This window comes from Salmonella enterica subsp. arizonae (assembly GCF_008692845.1).
GTDB classification, from domain to species: Bacteria; Pseudomonadota; Gammaproteobacteria; order Enterobacterales; family Enterobacteriaceae; genus Salmonella; species Salmonella arizonae.
In genome coordinates this window covers 70,113-88,462 of sequence record NZ_VXJW01000002.1, presented here as the reverse complement: position 1 = coordinate 88,462, position 18,350 = coordinate 70,113, and the positions used below count along the sequence as shown (strand labels likewise).

General features: G+C 52.7%; 18 protein-coding genes and 1 riboswitch. Of the genes, 9 read left to right on the top strand and 9 right to left on the bottom strand.

The genetic code is table 11. From position 1 onward, the window contains the following. Positions 1 to 243: 243 nt before the first annotated feature. Complete coding sequence (slrP, locus tag F4V61_RS05010) at positions 244 to 2,544, top strand: SPI-1 type III secretion system effector E3 ubiquitin transferase SlrP (RefSeq protein ID WP_080160889.1); 2,301 nt, start codon at positions 244 to 246, stop codon at positions 2,542 to 2,544. Positions 2,545 to 2,646: 102 nt separating this feature from the next. Here the strand turns inward: slrP and yvcK are convergent, their stop codons facing one another. After that, the gene (yvcK, locus tag F4V61_RS05005) at positions 2,647 to 3,555 is read right to left on the bottom strand and encodes a uridine diphosphate-N-acetylglucosamine-binding protein YvcK (RefSeq protein ID WP_038396432.1); all 909 of its coding nucleotides are present in this window, start codon (positions 3,553 to 3,555) and stop codon (positions 2,647 to 2,649) included. Positions 3,556 to 3,819: 264 nt separating this feature from the next. Continuing rightward, positions 3,820 to 3,963, top strand: a riboswitch (molybdenum cofactor riboswitch). Between yvcK and moaA the strand changes: the two genes are divergently transcribed. The 6 genes from moaA to F4V61_RS04975 all read left to right on the top strand — a co-directional run bounded on the left by moaA (position 3,951) and on the right by F4V61_RS04975 (position 7,406). Next, complete coding sequence (gene moaA, locus F4V61_RS05000) at positions 3,951 to 4,940, top strand: GTP 3',8-cyclase MoaA (protein WP_038396430.1); 990 nt, start codon at positions 3,951 to 3,953, stop codon at positions 4,938 to 4,940. Its footprint overlaps the riboswitch before it by 13 nt. Before the next feature lie 21 nt (positions 4,941 to 4,961). Next, positions 4,962 to 5,474, top strand: a complete 513-nt coding sequence (gene moaB / locus F4V61_RS04995; protein WP_000084602.1) for a molybdenum cofactor biosynthesis protein B — start codon at positions 4,962 to 4,964, stop codon at positions 5,472 to 5,474. A 2-nt stretch (positions 5,475 to 5,476) separates the two neighbouring features. Continuing rightward, on the top strand, positions 5,477 to 5,962 hold the full coding sequence (gene moaC / locus F4V61_RS04990; RefSeq protein ID WP_038396428.1) for a cyclic pyranopterin monophosphate synthase MoaC: 486 nt from the start codon (positions 5,477 to 5,479) through the stop codon (positions 5,960 to 5,962). Continuing rightward, complete coding sequence (gene moaD / locus F4V61_RS04985) at positions 5,955 to 6,200, top strand: molybdopterin synthase sulfur carrier subunit (protein WP_000598595.1); 246 nt, start codon at positions 5,955 to 5,957, stop codon at positions 6,198 to 6,200. The genes moaC and moaD overlap by 8 nt, the downstream gene beginning before the upstream one ends. A gap of 1 nt (position 6,201) precedes the next feature. Continuing rightward, the gene (gene moaE, locus F4V61_RS04980) at positions 6,202 to 6,654 is read left to right on the top strand and encodes a molybdopterin synthase catalytic subunit MoaE (protein ID WP_038396425.1); all 453 of its coding nucleotides are present in this window, start codon (positions 6,202 to 6,204) and stop codon (positions 6,652 to 6,654) included. Positions 6,655 to 6,701: 47 nt separating this feature from the next. Then, on the top strand, positions 6,702 to 7,406 hold the full coding sequence (locus tag F4V61_RS04975) for a Bax inhibitor-1/YccA family protein (protein ID WP_000373615.1): 705 nt from the start codon (positions 6,702 to 6,704) through the stop codon (positions 7,404 to 7,406). Positions 7,407 to 7,475: 69 nt separating this feature from the next. On the opposite strand, the gene F4V61_RS04970 is transcribed toward F4V61_RS04975, so the two are convergent. From F4V61_RS04970 to F4V61_RS04960, 3 genes are read right to left on the bottom strand one after another with little or no spacing between them, the layout of a single operon-like run. Beyond that, a complete protein-coding gene (locus F4V61_RS04970; RefSeq protein ID WP_079827902.1) occupies positions 7,476 to 8,438 on the bottom strand; it encodes a lysylphosphatidylglycerol synthase transmembrane domain-containing protein in 963 nt (320 codons plus the stop codon). Next, positions 8,438 to 9,679, bottom strand: a complete 1,242-nt coding sequence (gene clsB / locus F4V61_RS04965) for a cardiolipin synthase ClsB (RefSeq protein ID WP_000649635.1) — start codon at positions 9,677 to 9,679, stop codon at positions 8,438 to 8,440. Before clsB ends, F4V61_RS04970 begins: the two co-directional genes overlap by 1 nt. Next, positions 9,676 to 10,434: an endonuclease/exonuclease/phosphatase family protein gene (locus tag F4V61_RS04960; RefSeq protein WP_038396412.1), complete on the bottom strand. Its 759-nt coding sequence runs from the start codon at positions 10,432 to 10,434 to the stop codon at positions 9,676 to 9,678. The genes clsB and F4V61_RS04960 overlap by 4 nt, the downstream gene beginning before the upstream one ends. A 132-nt stretch (positions 10,435 to 10,566) precedes the next feature. Here F4V61_RS04960 and F4V61_RS04955 point away from each other — a divergent pair, with 132 nt between their 5' ends. After that, positions 10,567 to 10,977, top strand: coding sequence for a YbhQ family protein (locus F4V61_RS04955; RefSeq protein ID WP_038396411.1), 411 nt, complete (start codon positions 10,567 to 10,569; stop codon positions 10,975 to 10,977). On the opposite strand, the gene F4V61_RS04950 is transcribed toward F4V61_RS04955, so the two are convergent. The 5 genes from F4V61_RS04950 to cecR are packed head-to-tail and all read right to left on the bottom strand — an operon-like array spanning position 10,939 to position 16,598. After that, entirely contained in the window at positions 10,939 to 12,045 is a 1,107-nt protein-coding gene (locus tag F4V61_RS04950) for an ABC transporter permease (protein ID WP_080160866.1), read from the bottom strand. The two genes, F4V61_RS04955 and F4V61_RS04950, sit on opposite strands and share 39 nt — an antisense overlap. Positions 12,046 to 12,076: 31 nt before the next feature. Then, positions 12,077 to 13,207 carry an ABC transporter permease gene (locus F4V61_RS04945; RefSeq protein WP_080160865.1) on the bottom strand — a complete coding sequence of 377 codons (1,131 nt, stop codon included), beginning with the start codon at positions 13,205 to 13,207 and terminating at the stop codon, positions 12,077 to 12,079. Continuing rightward, positions 13,200 to 14,936, bottom strand: a complete 1,737-nt coding sequence (locus F4V61_RS04940; RefSeq protein ID WP_080160864.1) for an ATP-binding cassette domain-containing protein — start codon at positions 14,934 to 14,936, stop codon at positions 13,200 to 13,202. Before F4V61_RS04940 ends, F4V61_RS04945 begins: the two co-directional genes overlap by 8 nt. Next, on the bottom strand, positions 14,929 to 15,924 hold the full coding sequence (hlyD, locus tag F4V61_RS04935; RefSeq protein WP_079835855.1) for a secretion protein HlyD: 996 nt from the start codon (positions 15,922 to 15,924) through the stop codon (positions 14,929 to 14,931). The genes F4V61_RS04940 and hlyD overlap by 8 nt, the downstream gene beginning before the upstream one ends. Further along, positions 15,924 to 16,598: a transcriptional regulator CecR gene (cecR, locus tag F4V61_RS04930; protein ID WP_080160863.1), complete on the bottom strand. Its 675-nt coding sequence runs from the start codon at positions 16,596 to 16,598 to the stop codon at positions 15,924 to 15,926. Before cecR ends, hlyD begins: the two co-directional genes overlap by 1 nt. A 229-nt stretch (positions 16,599 to 16,827) precedes the next feature. On the opposite strand from cecR, the gene rhlE reads away from it, so the two are divergent. Continuing rightward, positions 16,828 to 18,186: an ATP-dependent RNA helicase RhlE gene (rhlE, locus tag F4V61_RS04925; protein WP_080160862.1), complete on the top strand. Its 1,359-nt coding sequence runs from the start codon at positions 16,828 to 16,830 to the stop codon at positions 18,184 to 18,186. The last annotated feature ends 164 nt before the right edge of the window (positions 18,187 to 18,350 follow it).

The window sequence follows — 18,350 nt, the reverse complement described above, 5'->3', positions numbered from 1 at the left end:
ATATCCTTATGGTAGTCATTTTAATCTTAAATTAGCTCGCTGAAAGCGTGTTATGGCAACAGATTACATTATCCTACGTAAAAAAGGGGGAGGATGAAAGCACTAGAATTTATAAAGAAAGTGCTGCAAAAACTGAATAACTTGTCCACCATAATGACAAAGATGACCTTTTATTTAAAGCGGAGAATATCTGTATCCGTTATTTTTAGATTACTTAAGGTTACTTGGGAACAGGTAGAAAAAATGTTTAATATAACTAATACGCAATCTACTGTAAGGAATCAAAGTATTAGTCACGGGGCATCAAAAGAGGCGCCTCCAGAAGAGGATATATGGAATAAAACGAGTGTTTTCTTCTCTTCAGAACATCAGGTTGAAGCAAAAAACTGCATCTCTTATCTTTGTCACCCACCTGAAACTGTCTCGCCAGAAGAGATCAAAAGCAAGTTTGAATGGTTGAAGGGGTTAGCTTACCCTGCTTATGCAGATAATATTCAGTGTGGTAGAGAGGGGACAAACCAGTACTGTATTTTGAATGAAAATAGTCAGGAAATCCTGTCTATAATTTTTAATAGTGATAGTTATACCGTTGAGTGTGGGGGAGAGACGGTAACCTATACCCGTGAGACAGCTGGCGAGAAGGCGAGTAGCGCATCCGGCCCCGGTTCCAAAGATGCTGTGAATTATGATGTTATCTGGTCTGAGTGGGTAAAAAGTGCGCCAACAGAAGAGGCGCCAAATCGTGAAAAAGCCGTACAACGAATGCGTGACTGTTTGAAAAAGAATGAGACGCGTCTCTGTCTGGACAGATTAAAGCTTACTACTATACCACACAGTATTCCTGAGCAGATAATAACTCTGATACTTGATAAAAATAATCTGCTCAGTCTGCCGGAAAAATTACATGCAAATATCAAGGAAATCTCTGTCAGAGAAAATAATTTAACCAGATTACCAGAAACGCTACCGGATACCATTGAGATAATGGATCTAGATCGTAACAATATTATTGAATTACCGGAACGTTTGCCCTCAGCGCTTCAAACGCTGATTGTTTCTTGTAATGCTCTCACGGCCTTACCGGACACTCTGCCTGATGGGCTTCAGACACTGGATGTTTATAGAAACAACTTAACGGCACTGCCAGAACATCTTCCGTCAAGTATTGTGGAATTGTTTGTTTTTAATAATTCGTTAACCTTTCTGCCTGCAACATTGCCGATGAACCTGGAGATTCTGGTGGCCGACGATAATGCACTAACCTGTCTGCCTGAATCGTTACCACCAGCGTTGAAGAATTTAAGTGTAAAAAATAATCGGATTACTGTTCTGCCAGAAACACTGCCTCCCACGTTACAAGAGCTGTATATTGACCATAACCTATTGATTAACCTGCCGGAAAATCTCCCGGCGGCATTGAAATACTTGGAGGCTTCTTACAACCAACTGGCCCGTCTCCCGGAGTCGTTACCCTCTTTCCTGAGTGAAGGGCCTCAACCTGCAAGAATACTCATAGAGCATAATCCTATTTCAGAACGAACAATACAGAATATGCAAATGCTGATGTCCTCCGAGGGTTATCGGGGACCCCGGGTATTCTTCGCCATGGGAGAATTTTCAAATGTTCGGGTAACTCGACCACTGCATGAAGCTGTCCAGGGTTGGCTAACCTGTCTCAAGGAGGAAGAAGTCAACCAATGGAGGGCGTTTGAGACGGAAGTAAACGCGGCGGCCTTCAGCATATTTCTGGATCGTCTTAGCGATACGCAGAACACCAGACATCCGGATTTTAAGGAGCAAGTATCCGCCTGGCTTATGAGATTGGCTGAAGATAGTACGCTGAGGGAACGGGCATTTACTATAGCGATGGATGCAACAATAAGCTGTGAAGATCGGGTCACACTGGCATATCACCAAATGCAGGAAGCGACGTTGGTTTATGATGCTGAACGAGGTGCCTTTGATAGCAAATTCACGGAACTGATTATGGCGGGGCGTGAAATTTTTCGGCTGGAGAAAATAGAATCGCTTGCGAGAGAAAAGGTAAAACGGCTGTTTTTTATTGACGAAATAGAAGTTTTCCTGGGGTTTCAGAACCAGTTACGAGAGTCACTTTCGCTGACAACAATGACCCAGGATATGCGATTCTATAACGTTTCTGGTATCACTGAGTCTGACCTGGACGAGGCGGAAGTACGGATAAAAGTTGCTGAGAATAGTCAATTTAATCAGTGGTTTTCGTGCTGGGAGCCATGGCATAAAGTGCTGGAGCGTATAGCGCCGGACGATTGGCAGGAAATGATGAATAAAAGGGTTGAGTATATTGAATCGAATGAGTACCAGAGTCGGGTCAACGCTAAACTGAGTGCTTTAAAAATAGCAGGCGACTCTGACCCAGAGCGTGCTATTGAGATACGGGCAGACGCAGAGCGTGCTATTGGGCGACAGGTAATGGAAGAAATTAATCAGTCACTCTTTACTGAGCTCACGGAGAAAGTGTTGACGAAACAAAGAATAAACTCGCTTATGACTCCATACTGGTAGTCGCCAGGGGCAGATTAGCAGAGGGGAGAAGGCTTGGGAAAGCCTGTTTGCCAGGGGCTATAAACAGGCTTTTGATAAGCGCAGCGTCGTCGGTAAACGGGCTTAACCCAACGCCTGTAGCGCTTTTTCCAGCGCATTGTGTAATAACTGACGATCGTGGCGATAGGGGATATCGCTGGCCTCCAGCACTTCCTGAATCACCACCCGATCGTTAACCGCGCTGACATCGACTTTCGGCCCAACCACCACCGCGTCAATAACTTTTTTGCCAATGTATTGTTCCATCATCGCCAGTTTATCGACCAGCGTTAAACTGGCGGCAGGCAGACTCAGTTCGCGACCAAGGTTGCCGATGTACACCATTGGCGCCGGGGTGCGTCGCAACGCCTGAGCCAGTTCATCCAGCAGCAGGCCAGGCATCAGGCTGGTATAGAAACTGCCAGGGCCAATCAGAATCAAATCCGCGTCGTTAATGGCCTGTACCGCTTCCCGCGTCGCCGGCACCTTTGGCGTTAACATGAGCTCCTGCGGCGGCGTCGCTAACTGATCGATATTCACCTCGCCGTAAATCTCATGCCCGTGTTCGTCAATCGCCATCAGGTCTACCGGCAATTCCGACATCGGGATCAGCTGCGCGTCCACTTTAAGCAGATTACGAATTAAATTAATCGCTTCCAGAGGCCGCACGCTCAGGTGATCTAACGCCTTTAACATCAAATTTCCGAGGTTATGGCCAGAAAGTTCGCCATTACCGCCAAAACGATACTCAAACATCGCAGACGCAACGCTGGGTTCAGTAATTAACTGGTTCAGACAGTTGCGCATATCGCCCCAGGCGATCCCGCCTTCCGAACGGCGAATACGGCCAGTTGACCCTCCGTTATCCGTGGTAGTAACAATACCGGTCAGGCGTGAACCTAATGAAGAAAGCGAGGAGAGGACGCGTCCTAATCCATGCCCTCCGCCGAGGGCGACGACACGATCCAGGTCAGCCAGCGTACGATTGCGCATAAAAATTCCTGAAGTCAGATAAACAGCGCTACAGTAGCGCAAATAGCGGGTTTTCAGCAATTAGCTAGCAGGCTAAAAGTCGATAAATTGTTTTTATCTACCTCTTTTTAGCGAGGACGTTGTCACCGCTAAATGATGTATATCAATGTAAAAGTGCGATTTTCACGTATTCTGTCGTTAAATAGCACGATCATGTCGCTATATACATATTTATATAGCGAAAGCGAGATGGCGAAATTGTCATTTACACGCTAGTATCGGCATAACCACAGTAAACACTCTAGCCTCTGCACCTGGGTCATTTTGATACGGTGTTTTGGCCGTGACAACGTTCAGCGTTTGCCACCAGGGCGCAGGAAGAAATGACTCCGCCTCCCGTATTTGGAAAGGTGTACATGGCTTCACAACTTACCGATGCTTTCGCGCGTAAGTTTTACTACTTACGTTTGTCGATTACTGATGTGTGCAACTTTCGTTGTACCTACTGTCTGCCGGATGGCTACAAACCTGGCGGCGTCACTAACAATGGTTTCCTTACCGTCGATGAAATTCGTCGCGTTACGCGCGCTTTTGCCAGTCTTGGCACGGAAAAGGTGCGTCTTACCGGCGGCGAGCCTTCATTACGCCGCGATTTTACCGATATCATTGCCGCAGTAGGTGAAAATGAAGCTATTCGCCAGATCGCGGTGACAACTAACGGCTATCGACTGGCGCGTGATGCCGCGAACTGGCGTGAAGCGGGCCTGACGGGCGTCAACGTCAGCGTGGATAGCCTTGATGCGCGTCAGTTCCATGCGATTACCGGCCAGGATAAATTCCGCCAGGTGATGGCGGGCATCGATGCCGCCTTTGACGCCGGTTTCGAAAAGGTGAAAGTCAACACCGTGCTGATGCGCGATGTGAATCACCATCAGTTGGATACCTTCCTTGCATGGATTCAGCCTCGCCCCATTCAGCTACGCTTCATTGAACTTATGGAGACGGGCGAGGGGAGCGACCTCTTCCGTAAACATCATATTTCTGGTCAGGTATTGCGCGACGAACTGATTAAGCGCGGCTGGATCCACCAGCTTCGCCTACGTAGCGATGGCCCGGCGCAGGTTTTTTGTCACCCCGATTACGCAGGTGAAATTGGCCTCATTATGCCGTATGAAAAAGATTTCTGCGCCACTTGTAACCGCCTGCGCGTTTCGTCCGTCGGTAAGCTGCATTTGTGCCTGTTTGGCGACGGCGGCGTGAGTTTGCGCGACCTGTTGCAAGATGACGCACAGCAACACGCGCTTGAGGAACGTATTTCCGACGCGTTGCGAGAGAAAAAACAGACCCATTTCCTTCACCAGAGTAATACTGGTATTACGCAAAATTTATCCTACATTGGCGGTTAATCCTTAATAAGGAGATTTCAGATGAGTCAGGTAAGCGCTGAATTTATTCCGACCCGCATCGCTATTCTTACTGTTTCCAGCCGACGCGGCGAAGAAGACGATACCTCCGGTCATTATCTGCGTGATTCGGCGCAGGAGGCCGGGCATGAAGTAGTGGCAAAAGCCATCGTTAAAGAGAACCGTTACGCGATTCGCGCCCAGGTTTCCGCCTGGATCGCCAGCGATGAGGTGCAGGTCGTATTGATCACTGGCGGGACTGGTTTAACCGAAGGCGATCAGGCGCCGGAAGCGCTGTTGCCGCTGTTCGATCGTGAAGTGGAAGGGTTTGGCGAAGTGTTTCGAATGCTCTCGTTTGAAGAGATCGGCACCGCAACCCTGCAGTCGCGTGCGGTGGCTGGCGTGGCGAATAAGACTTTGATATTCGCCATGCCAGGCTCAACAACAGCGTGCAGAACCGCATGGGAGAATATCATTGCGCCGCAGTTGGATGCCCGTACGCGTCCATGTAATTTTCATCCTCATTTGAAGAAATAACGATGTCGCAATTAACCCATATAAACGCCGCTGGCGAAGCGCACATGGTGGATGTTTCCGCTAAAGCGGAAACCGTTCGTGAAGCGCGGGCGGAAGCATTTGTTACCATGCGTAGTGAAACGCTGGCGATGATTATTGACGGCAAACACCACAAGGGAGACGTTTTCGCGACCGCCCGTATTGCCGGTATTCAGGCCGCCAAACGCACCTGGGAGCTGATCCCGCTGTGCCATCCGCTACTGCTAAGTAAAGTGGAGGTCCAGCTTCAGGCCGAGTCGGAGCATAATCGCGTGCGTATTGAGTCCCTGTGCCGCCTGACCGGTAAAACCGGCGTCGAAATGGAAGCGTTAACCGCGGCGTCCGTCGCGGCGCTAACCATCTACGATATGTGCAAAGCGGTACAAAAAGATATGGTGATTGGTCCGGTGCGTCTGCTGGCGAAAAGCGGCGGTAACTCAGGAGATTTTAAGGTGGATACGCATGATTAAGGTGCTTTTCTTCGCCCAGGTTCGCGAGCTTACAGGAACTGACGCACTTGATATTTCAGCCGATTTTTCCACCGTTGAGTCGCTACGACAGCATCTGGCGGCAAAGAGCGATCGTTGGGCTTTGGCGCTGGAAGACGGCAAGCTGTTGGCGGCGGTCAACCAGACGCTGGTGAGTTTTGACCATCCGCTGGCGGCGGGCGATGAAGTGGCGTTTTTCCCGCCGGTCACGGGAGGCTAAAATGCGTGAAACGCGAATTGTGGTCGGCCCTGCGCCGTTTAGCGTCGGGGACGAATATCCCTGGCTGGCGGCGCGCGACGAAGACGGCGCGGTCGTCACCTTTACCGGAAAAGTGCGTAATCATAATCTGGGCGATAGCGTTAACGCGCTGACGCTGGAACATTATCCCGGCATGACTGAGAAAGCTTTGGCGGAGATCGTCGCCGAGGCGCGCTCCCGCTGGCCGCTGGGCCGGGTAACGGTGATTCATCGCATTGGCGAGTTATGGCCGGGCGATGAGATTGTTTTTGTCGGCGTAACCAGCGCGCACCGCAGTAGCGCGTTCGACGCCGGTCAGTTCATTATGGATTATCTGAAAACCCGCGCGCCGTTCTGGAAGCGTGAAGCCACGCCGGAAGGCGATCGCTGGGTCGAAGCGCGCGACAGCGACCAACAGTCGGCAAAACGTTGGTAGTAGAATGTGATACGCTTTAGGGTATCATTTCTACACAGGAGTTCATTATGGACAGATTTCCACGATCTGATTCAATAGTGCAGGCGCGTTCCGGCCTGCAGACCTATATGGCGCAAGTGTATGGCTGGATGACGGTCGGGCTGTTGTTGACCGCGTTTATCGCGTGGTATGCGGCTAATACGCCAGCCGTCATGATGTTTGTCTTTTCCAGTAAGATCACCTTCTTTGGGTTAATCATTGCCCAGCTTGCGCTGGTGTTTGTACTGTCGGGACTGGTGCATAAACTTAGCGCCGGAATGGCGACCACGCTGTTTATGCTTTATTCGGCGCTAACCGGATTGACGTTATCCAGTATTTTTGTCGTTTACACCTACTCCTCTATCGCCAGTACGTTTGTGGTGACGGGCGGAATGTTTGGCGTAATGAGCCTGTACGGGTATACCACTAAACGCGATCTTAGCGGTTTCGGCAACATGCTGTTTATGGCGCTCATTGGGATCGTGCTGGCGTCGCTGGTCAATTTTTGGCTGAAGAGCGAAACGCTGATGTGGATTGTGACCTATATTGGTGTGATTGTGTTTGTCGGTCTGACCGCCTATGACACGCAGAAACTGAAAAATATCGGCGAGCAAATTGATACCCGTGATAGTGCTAATCTACGTAAGTATTCGATTCTCGGCGCGTTAACACTCTATCTGGACTTTATCAACCTGTTCCTGATGTTACTGCGTATTTTTGGTAATCGCCGCTAATGTTGTTGTGCCGGATGGCATTTCGTCATCCGGCCTGCCCGACGCCATCCGGCAATGCATAACCGTAAATTATTTTGCCATCGCCCGCTCATTTTTCGCCCGTAGCTTTTTCGCCCGGCCCTCCAGGACCAGGTAGCACACCAGCGCCAGCAACAGAGGAATAAAATAGTAAAGTACGCGGTAAGCGAGAAGGGCGGCGATAATCGTGCCTTGCGACGTATGTTCGCCCGCCAGCAGCGCCAGGAAAACGGCCTCCAGCACGCCGATGCCGGCCGGAATATGCACGATGACACCCGCGATGCTGCTCACCAGCAGTACGCCCAGCACAAAGAAATAGTTCACATTCTGGCCCATTAGCAGCCAGATGATCGCGCCCATCGCCATCCAGTTCGCGCTGGAGATCGCCATCTGCGCCAGTGCGAATTTCCATGACGGCAGCACCAGCTTCTGCCCTTTAATCGTCATATATCGCCGCTTCGCAAAGGCGCAAAACCACATATAGACCGCGATAATCAGCAATAAAACGATACCGAGAATACGTAGCGTGCCTTCATCGACATACCAGTGGTCGGGAAGCTGGACAATGCCGAAGGTAAAAATGATGCCGCCAAGTAAAATATAGCCCAGCCAGTTAGTGGTAATACTGAGCGAGAAAATGCGCGTGATCGTGCTGCCGGGCAGGCCGAGGCGGGAGTATAGTCGGTAACGCATCCCTATCCCGCCGACCCAGGTACTCAGCGTCAAATTAAAGGCGTAGCAAACGAACGATACCAGCATAACCTGCCGCTTCGCCAGTTTATGGCCGCAATAAAGCCGTCCAAGCAGATCGTAACAGCCGTACAGAAGATAGCTAATAATAACCAGCCCAACGGCGCTTAAAAGCGCAGTGCGGTTATAGTCGCGGATGACGGTCCAGACATCGCCCCAGTCAACCTTTTTAGCATAAACCACCAGCAGAACGACGACCGCAATAAAAAACAGCCAGGTCAGCACTTTTTTAGCCAGCCGCCAGCGCGGATGCGATTTAGCCATTAGGGCTTCACTCCTGTATTTTCTGGATCAACGCGATCCTGGGTTTCCATTTCCGGCTGGGCAGGCGGGGGAACCTGCGCCAGATGCGGGGTATGCGCAGGTAGCCAGCCCACCAGCGCCGGGAAATGGCGTAAAAAGTGGAACGCCAGCACGCTTTTGCTCAGGTTCCACCAGGTGCGTCTCGGCAGCATAGACTCATCGACCTGCTTACAATCATTCACGATGATGCCTTGTAAATTGTCGCGCAGGGTCTGGTTAAAGTTGCGATCATGAATGATCAGATTAGCTTCAAGGTTAAGCGACAAGCTGAGCGGGTCGAGATTACTCGACCCTACCGTCGCCCAGTGATCGTCCATCAGCGCCACTTTGCCGTGCAGCGGACGGCGACGGTATTCATAAACCTGCACGCCGCCTTTCACCAGATAGTTATAGAGCAACCGCGCGCCGACTTTGACAATCGGCATGTCTGGCTCTCCCTGGACAATCAGTTTTACGCTCACGCCACGGCGGGCAGCTTTACGCATCGCGTGGAGCAAACGATAGCCGGGGAAAAAATAGGCGTTAGCGATAATCACTTCACGCTTTGCCTGGGTCAGCATTTTCAGATAATGACGTTCGATATCGTCGCGGTGTTCTTCGTTATCCCGCCAGACAAACAGCGCCTGCGCTTCGCCGGGGTGGCGGTTTTCTTCGGCCTGATGATGGCGCTTCCACCAGCGGCGTGCGGGGCTTTGCCCCGGCAGATTCTCGACTTCGAATTGCAGGATATCGGCTACTACAGGCCCTTCGACCCGTACCGCGTAGTCTTGTTTCGCCTGCGGGCCGTAATCCGACATATGTTCGGCGGAATAGTTAATGCCGCCGACAAAGGCAATACGATCATCAATCACTACAATTTTGCGGTGCATTCGGCGGAAGATATTGGTTCGCAACCCCAGTAGACGCGGGCGGGGGTCGTAATAGCGAAAAATAACGCCCGCCGCGGTTAATTCGCCGACAAAAGCGTCGCTGAGATCGGGAGAGCCGTAGCCGTCGAGCAACACTTCGGCTTTTACGCCGCGCTGTGCGGCTTTTAGCAGAGCGGCATGGAGTTTTTTGCCCACCTCATCTTCAAACAAGATGAAAGTTTCCAGGATGATTTTTTGCTGTGCCTGAGCGATAGCCTCAAACACGGCAGGATAGAACTGGTCGCCGTTTTCCAGTAGCTGAATTTGATTACCTTCACGCCAGCCGCATTTCATAGATGGATCTCCGCGCTAAGGGGGGCATGGTCTGATAAATGTCGCCAGTTTCGCAGCGGTAGCGCCGTAGGAGAGCTGGCGTTAGCATTCTTGACGTAAATACGATCGAGTCGCAGCAGCGGCATACTTACCGGGAAAGTACGCGCCGGTCGGCCATGGGCGCGGGTGAATATCTCCTCCAGCCCGGCCGCTTTTAACGGCGGATTGGCTCTTTGCCGCCAGTCGTTAAAGTCTCCGGCCACCAGCACCGGTTCCGATTCCGGCAAGGCATTCACCCATCCTGCCAGCATGGTTAACTGCGCCTGGCGATGGCTCTCCCGCAGGCCGAGATGCACGCACATGACGTGGATAGGGTGGTTGTGCATGGGCGGCGTAATGCGGCAATAGAGCACGCCGCGCTTTTCGCTGCCGCCGACCGAGACGTCGCGATTTTCATAATGTTCAATGGGGTAGCGAGAAAGCACTGCGTTGCCGTGATGGCCTTCCGGATAGACCGCATTGCGGCCATAGGCGAAATCGCTCCACATGGTGTCGGCCAAAAATTCATAATGGGTGGTGTCCGGCCAGTTTTCGATATGCAGCGGATGCACCTCATGTGCGCCCATCACTTCTTGCAGACAGACGATATCGGCGCCGACCGTTCTGACGGCATCGCGCAGTTCCGGCAGGATGAAGCGTTTATTAAAGGCGGTAAACCCTTTGTGCGTGTTAATGGTGAGCACTTTGAATGAAAAATTTCGCGTGTGTTGAGTCATTTTCTTCCTGTTCGCGTCACTATCCTGATTGAAATAGTGTAGTCGTCGTCACAAAAAGATGCGGTCTTACGGAATTTTCCGTAAAGTTCGGTACTCTGAATAATGAGAGAAAAATGCTTCAGGAGAAAAGCCATGAAGTGGCAACAACGCGTTCGTGTCGCAACCGGCCTCGGTTGCTGGCAGATTATGTTGCATTTACTGATAGTGGCGATGCTGGTAATAGGCTGGATGAGCGGCACATTAGTGCGTGTCGGTCTGGGATTATGCGTACTTTATGGCGTGACGGTACTGCTGATGCTGGCGTTGCAGCGCCATCATGAGCAACGCTGGCGCGATGTGGCGGATGTTTTGGAAGAGTTGACCACCACCTGGTACTTCGGCACCGCGCTGATTGTCCTCTGGCTGCTGTCCCGCGTATTGCAAAACAATGTCTTACTGGCGCTGGCGGGACTGGCTATTCTGGCCGGGCCCGCCGTGGTATCGTTACTGGCGAAAGATAAAAAGCTACATGACTTTGCGTCTAAACATCGCATACGCCGTTGAACCCGTAGTGACCGCTATCACCAGTAGCGGCCACAAACTTCCCCAGACAATCCCCAGACTCGCGTCCTTAAGATAAATTTGCTTGGTAATGTCAGTAAAGTGGCGGATAGGGTTTATCCACGTCAGGTTTTGCAGCCAGACCGGCATATTTTCCACCGGCGAGACATAGCCTGAAAGTAAGATCGCCGGCATCATAAAGACAAAGACGCCGATAAATGCCTGCTGTTGCGTGGCGCAAAGTGATGATATCAGCAAGCCAAATCCTACCAGCGACAGCCCGTAAATCACCATCGTGAAATAAAACAGCGCTAACGATCCGGCGAAGGGGATTTGATACGCCCAAATGCCGATAGCCAGCACGATCGTGGCCTGGAAGGTGGCGACAATCAGCGCAGGCACCGCTTTACCGACGAAAATCTGCCAGGTGGTGAGCGGAGAGACCAGCAGTTGATCCAGAGTGCCTTGTTCACGCTCGCGGGCGACGGACAGCGAGGTCACGATCATCACGCCGATAGTAGTGATCATGGCGATCAGCGATGGCACCACAAACCATTTATAGTCCAGATTCGGGTTATACCAGTTGCGTACCACCAGTTCGCTATTGTTGGACTTTGGCTTACCGTCCATCAACTCCTGCTGATACACCTTGACGATCTGTTGCAGATAATTGGCGGCGATTTGCGCGCTGTTGGAGTTGCGTCCGTCAAGAATGAGCTGCATCGGCGCGGACTGGAAGGTATCCAGATTCCGCGAGAAATTCGCCGGGAAGCGCACCAGCAGCAGCGCTTTTTGCGTATCGATAGTCGGCTGGATCTCTTGTGGGCTATTCAGCAGCAGCACATGGGTAAAAGCCTTCGCGCGGGCAAAACGCTGGGTAAGTTCTACGGAATGTTTGCCGTTATCTTCGTTATAGATGGCGATGGTCGCGTTTGTGACTTCAAGCGTCGCAGCATACGGAAACAAGATAACCTGAATCAGCACTGGCAGAATCAGGATCGCGCGCGTTTGCGGTTCGCGTAAAAGCGATTGCAGTTCTTTGCGAATTAACGTCCATAAACGATGAAACATAGTCTTGCCCTCAGTGCCGGATGGCAATTCCTCAGTCCAGCCGACGTTTTGTTTTAAGCCACGTCAGACCAATAAACATCACCGCCGAGGCGATCAAAAACAGTACGTTAATACCTAACACTACCGGAATATTGCCGGCCAGAAACAGGCTTTGCAGGGTGCTGACAAAATAGCGCGCCGGAATAATATAGGTCACCGCGCGGATCACCGCAGGCATACTGTCTATCTGGAAGATAAACCCGGACAGCATAATCGATGGCAAAAAGGCGGCGTTCAGCGCCACCTGCGCGGCGTTAAACTGGTTGCGAGTAATAGTGGAAATCAACAACCCCATCCCCAACGTACTCAGTAAAAACAAACTGGTGATGACAAACAGAATTAGCAGCGAACCGCGATACGGCACGCCGAGAATAAACACCGATACCAGCATACAGATCAGCATTGCCAGCATACCGAGAAAGTAATAGGGAATAAGCTTACATAGCAGCAGTTCGACGCGCGTCACTTCGGTAGAGAGCAGCGCCTCCATCGTACCGCGCTCCCATTCGCGGGCGACCACTAACGACGTCAGGATCGCGCCAATTACCGTCATGATAATAGTCACGGCGCCGGGAATAATAAAATGCTGACTGATCGCCGCAGGGTTAAACCAGTAGCGCGTCTGGACGTCGATGAGCGGTTCAAAGGCTTCGCCGCGATCTTCCGCCCGCTGTTGTTGCCAGATTTGCCAGATGCCCTCAACATAACCCTGAACGAAGTTGGCGGTATTTGGCTCGCTGCCGTCGGTAATCACCTGAATCGGCGCGGTGGCATTGGCGTGCGCCATTTGCTGCGCGAAATCTACTGGAATCACCACCAGTCCGCGAATGCGTCCGGCCTGCATTTTTTCAATTAATTCATGTCGATTATCGCTAATGGTTGCGTCGATATAGGGTGAACCGGTCATCGCATGAGTGAAATCCAGCGCCTCCTGGCTTTGCTGTTCAAGCAAAATCCCCACCCGCAGCTTGCTGGAGTCGAGGTTAATGCCGTAACCGAAAATAAACAGCAACAGCAGCGGGATCACCACCGCAATCAGCCAGCTACTGGGATCGCGAACGATCTGGCGCGTCTCTTTGACGCACAAAGCACGCACGCGGCGCCAGGAGAGAGACTTACTCATGCGTATGCTCCTTATCCCAGTCATTGATGAGGGTGATAAAGGCCTGCTCCATCGTCGGATCGGCCTGTTGAGCATCGGCGGCCTGTGCTTTGAGATCGTCCGGCGTGCCGCTGGCGATAAGCTTCCCGCGATACACCAGTCCGATGCGATCGCAATATTCCGCCTCATCCATAAAGTGGGTCGTCACCATTACCGTGACCCCTTTTTCCACCATGCTATTAATATGCAGCCAAAATTCACGGCGGGTAAGGGGATCAACTCCGGACGTGGGTTCATCAAGGAATAAAATATCCGGTTCGTGCATCAGCGAGCAGGCCAGCGCCAGACGCTGTTTAAAGCCCAGCGGCAGCGCATCGGTGGGATGCGACGCAATGCTTTTCAGACCAAACGCTTCGCTCATGCGCTGAATTTTTTCATTCTGCGCGCGGCCCCGCAAACCATAGACGCCGGAGAAAAAACGCAGGTTCTGCTCGACGGTCAGGTTGCCGTAAAGCGAAAATTTTTGCGCCATATAGCCCAGATGCTGACGGGCTTTGCCGGAGCTGACTTTCAGGTCCATATCCAGCACCAGCGCCTTGCCGGACGTCGGCACCAGCAGGCCGCACATCATTTTAAAGGTGGTCGATTTACCCGCGCCGTTCGGGCCGAGCAGGCCAAAAATCTCGCCGCGCTGTACGACGAAGTTAACATGGTCCGTCGCTGCGAAATCGCCAAATTTTTTTGTCAGTTCCTGCGCTTCGATCACCGTTTCGCCGGGAGTGCCTTCAACCGTATGGAGAATTGAACCCAGCGGAGATTCCGAGGTTCCCGCCCCGCCAAGCAGATCGATAAAGGCGTCTTCGAAGCGCGGCGTGGTCTCGTTGAGGGTGATTTCCGGCATCCCTTCCGCCTGACGAATCTCTTCTTCGGTTGCCTCTTTTTTCAGGATCAGGCGTACTGAACGTCCTTGAATCATGCCGTCGCTCACCTGCGGTAGTCTGAGCGCTCGTTGCAGCAACCTACGGTTGTTCTCCTGTGGGCTGCTCATCAGGAAGCTACGCCCGGCCATCGTTTGCGTCAGCGCTGTAGGTTCGCCCTGATAAAGCAGTTCGCCTTCATTCATCAGCAGCACGTCGCGACACTGTTCGGCCTCATCCAGGTAGGAGGTGCTCCATAAAATCAGCATCCCGTCGCCCGCCAGTTCGTGGACCATTTGCCATAACTCGCGCCGTGAAATCGGGTCAACGCCAACGCCCGGCTCATCCAGCAGCAGCACTTTCGGTTCGCCGACCAGCGTACAGGCCAGTCCCAGCTTTTGCTTCATCCCGCCAGACAGTTTCCCTGCCAGACGACCGGTGAACGGGCCGAGGGCGGTAAATTCCAATAAGCGGGCAAAGGTCTTTTCCCGTATCTCGCCGGCAACGCTGCGCAAATCGGCATAGAGATTAAGGTTCTCCATGACGGTAAGATCTTCATACAGACCGAATTTCTGCGGCATATAGCCCAGAACCGCATGTAGCTCGCTGTCGTTTTGTATCGGGTCGAAGCCCAATACGGAGGCGCCGCCGCCATCGGCTTTGAGCAGGCCCGCCAGCATACGCATCAGCGTGGTTTTTCCTGCGCCGTCCGGCCCTACCAGCCCGGTGACATAACCGGAATGAATGGTACAGTCGAGCGGCGCGACGGCGGGTTTATCCATTCCCGCAAAGCGCTTCGTCAGACCGTGCAGCGTAATAACGGCCTCACTCATGCCGTGCCTCGTCATTAAATTTCACCGTGACCGGCATCCCCTGGCGTAACGCATCGTCCGCATCGGTGACGATAATGCGCAGGCGATAGACGAGATCGGTGCGCAGATCCGGCGTTTCGACAGTTTTCGGCGTAAATTCCGCGGTGGGCGAAACGAAACCAATCTTGCCGTGGTAAGGTTTGTCAGGACGGCCGTCGGTATACAACAGAATTTCGCGCCCCGGTTGCGTCTGGCTGAGGTTGCGTTCATCGACATAGGCGCGTACCCAGACTGGGCGGGTCAGTGATAGCGTTAATACCGTGCTGCCGGCGTTCAGCATACTGCCCGGTTCGACCGCGCGGGTGAGCAATGTCCCGTTGGAAGGCGCGATAAGCGTGGTGTCCTGTAAATCAAGCTGCGCCTGCGCCAGTTGGGCCTTTGCCTGTTCCAGGCTGGCTTTCGCCTGGGCGATATCTTGTTCGCGATTACCGGTACGGTACTGGCTCAGCTTATCCTGCGCGGATTTCAGCGTCGCCTGTGCCTGATCGCGCGATGAGCGGGCGTTTTCCAGATCGTTTGCGGAAATGGTGCGGCTTTTCCACAATCCCTGCTGACGGTTGTAAAAGTTCTGCGCGTAGTCATAGGCGGCTTGCGCCTGTCTTACTGCGGCGGCGGCCTGGGCTATCTCTTCATCGCGGTAGCCTGCCAGCATCAAATCGTATTGCGCCTGGGCGACCGACACGCCAGCTTTCGCCTGCATCAGCGCGTTTTCGTATGGCGCGTGATCCAGTTCGCCGAGCACCTGCCCGGCTTTGATCGTATCGCCTTCATCCACATTCAGCGACGCCAGCCTGCCGCCGACGCGAAAGCTGATATTGACGGTACGAATATCGACATTACCGTATAGCGTCAGCCCATCGTCCTGCCGACTTTGATACCACCAGGTTCCACCGGCAATCACAGCGACGATCGCTGCGATTACCAGTCCGATAACGACAGGTTTTTTCATCAGTCCAGACTCCTTTGCGTTAAACCGTGCAGAATAAGATCGATGTGGCAGGTTACCGTCTGGTAAATCAGCTCCGCTTTTTCTTCATCAAACTGCGGCCAGCCGGTACGTAACAAAATAGTTTCTTTGCCGAGACGAAATGCCAGCACTTCGCCCAGTAAGGCATGGGTATGCAAAATCATGCGCGTATCATTGGCGTCGCAGCCAGTATAAGCGGCAACCAATCTTGTCAGATGGGTGTGCAACGGATCGATAACCTGTTCATGAACCAGTTGATAGGCCGACGTGGGAGAGAGCTGCTCGCGTGAAATAAATTTGCTCAGGTTGACGGTGTGTTCCTGCGTCAGCAGCATAATCATGTTCTTGCAGGCGAGCAGAATCAGCTCGCGTATAGCGTCCCGGTCAGGGTCTGGCTGGCTAAATAGACGTTCCGCTTTTTCAGCATGGAGGCGAAATTTTTCGCCAAGAAAATCGGCAATCCACTGGGCGCAGGCGAGGTATAAATCCTCTTTTGAGCCGAAATAGTAAGTAATGGCGGCAATGTTTTGCCCCGCTAGCGCAGCGATATCGCGCGTGGTGGCATGCAGGCCATATTCGCCAAACTGCGCCAGCGCGGCGGCAATTAGCTGACTTTTCGCCTGCTCACCCTTGGTGGTCGTGGTAGGAATATTCATCACACGCCCTAATTCTTAATCAATCGATTGATTAAGATTATGACTCATAATGGTACTTGTCCAGTGTGGTCGATTAATTTGTCTCTGCCACCTTTCGGGATAATTTATGCGCCGCATCACAAAAACTGCTACACTCCGCCCCTTCATGACATTGTGGTTTTTGTCATTCCAAATTTGAGCATCTCCCTGAAAACTACACCGGCAACGGTCGGGGCGGTCCGGAGTAGTTATGTCTTTTGATTCCCTGGGATTAAACCCTGATATCCTGCGCGCCATTGCCGAGCAGGGTTACCGTGAACCTACCCCTATTCAGCAGCAGGCGATTCCCGCCGTGCTGGAAGGCCGCGATCTGATGGCCAGCGCCCAGACCGGGACCGGTAAAACGGCGGGCTTTACCCTGCCATTGTTGCAGCATCTGATTACCCATCAGCCGCACGCTAAAGGTCGTCGCCCGGTGCGCGCGTTGATCCTCACGCCAACCCGCGAGCTGGCGGCGCAAATTGGCGAAAACGTCAGAGATTACAGTAAATATCTCAAAATTCGCTCGTTGGTGGTGTTTGGCGGCGTAAGCATCAATCCGCAGATGATGAAACTGCGCGGCGGCGTGGATGTGCTGGTGGCGACGCCGGGACGTCTGCTGGATCTGGAACATCAGAATGCGGTGAAGCTGGATCAGATTGAAATCCTCGTGCTGGACGAAGCCGACCGGATGCTGGATATGGGCTTCATTCACGACATTCGTCGCGTGCTGGCAAAACTGCCGCCAAAACGCCAGAATCTGCTGTTCTCCGCTACTTTCTCGGACGACATCAAAGCGCTCGCCGAAAAGCTGCTGCATAACCCGCTGGAAATTGAAGTGGCGCGCCGTAACACGGCGTCAGAACAGGTGACGCAACACGTACACTTTGTGGATAAAAAACGCAAACGCGAGCTTCTGTCGCTGCTGATTGGCCAGGGTAACTGGCAGCAGGTGTTGGTCTTCACCCGTACCAAGCATGGCGCAAACCATTTGGCGGAACAGCTTAATAAAGACGGTATTCGCAGCGCAGCGATCCACGGTAATAAATCGCAGGGCGCACGTACCCGCGCGCTGGCGGATTTTAAATCCGGCGATCTCCGCGTATTGGTAGCGACAGATATTGCGGCGCGAGGTCTGGATATTGAAGAACTGCCGCATGTGGTCAACTATGAACTGCCGAACGTGCCGGAAGATTATGTACACCGTATTGGCCGTACCGGGCGTGCAGCGGCAACTGGCGAGGCGCTGTCGCTGGTCTGTATTGACGAGCACAAGTTGTTGCGCGATATCGAAAAGTTGCTGAAAAAAGAGATACCGCGCATTACTACGCCGGGCTATGAGCCGGATCCGTCGATTAAAGCGGAGCCGATTCAGAATGGCCGTCAGCAACGCGGCGGCGGTCGTGGACGCGGTCAAAGCCAGGGAGGAGCGGGACGCAACCAGCAGCCGCGACGTCAGGATAGCGGAGCGGCGAAGGCAAAACCAAAACCGCGTACAGGCGAGGGGAAACCCGCTGGCGATAAAGTACGCCCGCCGCGTCGTCCGCGCAGAATTACGCCCGCCCAGTAAATATTATTCCGCAAAAATGCCCGGTGGCGCTGCGCTTACCGGGTCTGCATTTCACGTGGCCCATGCCGGATAAGGCGCGTGCCGCCGCCATCCGGCACATCAAAGCGGCGTTGCGAGCCGCCTTCCAGAACCAGCAAAAAAGGTATTTCCCGACCCTGAAATGT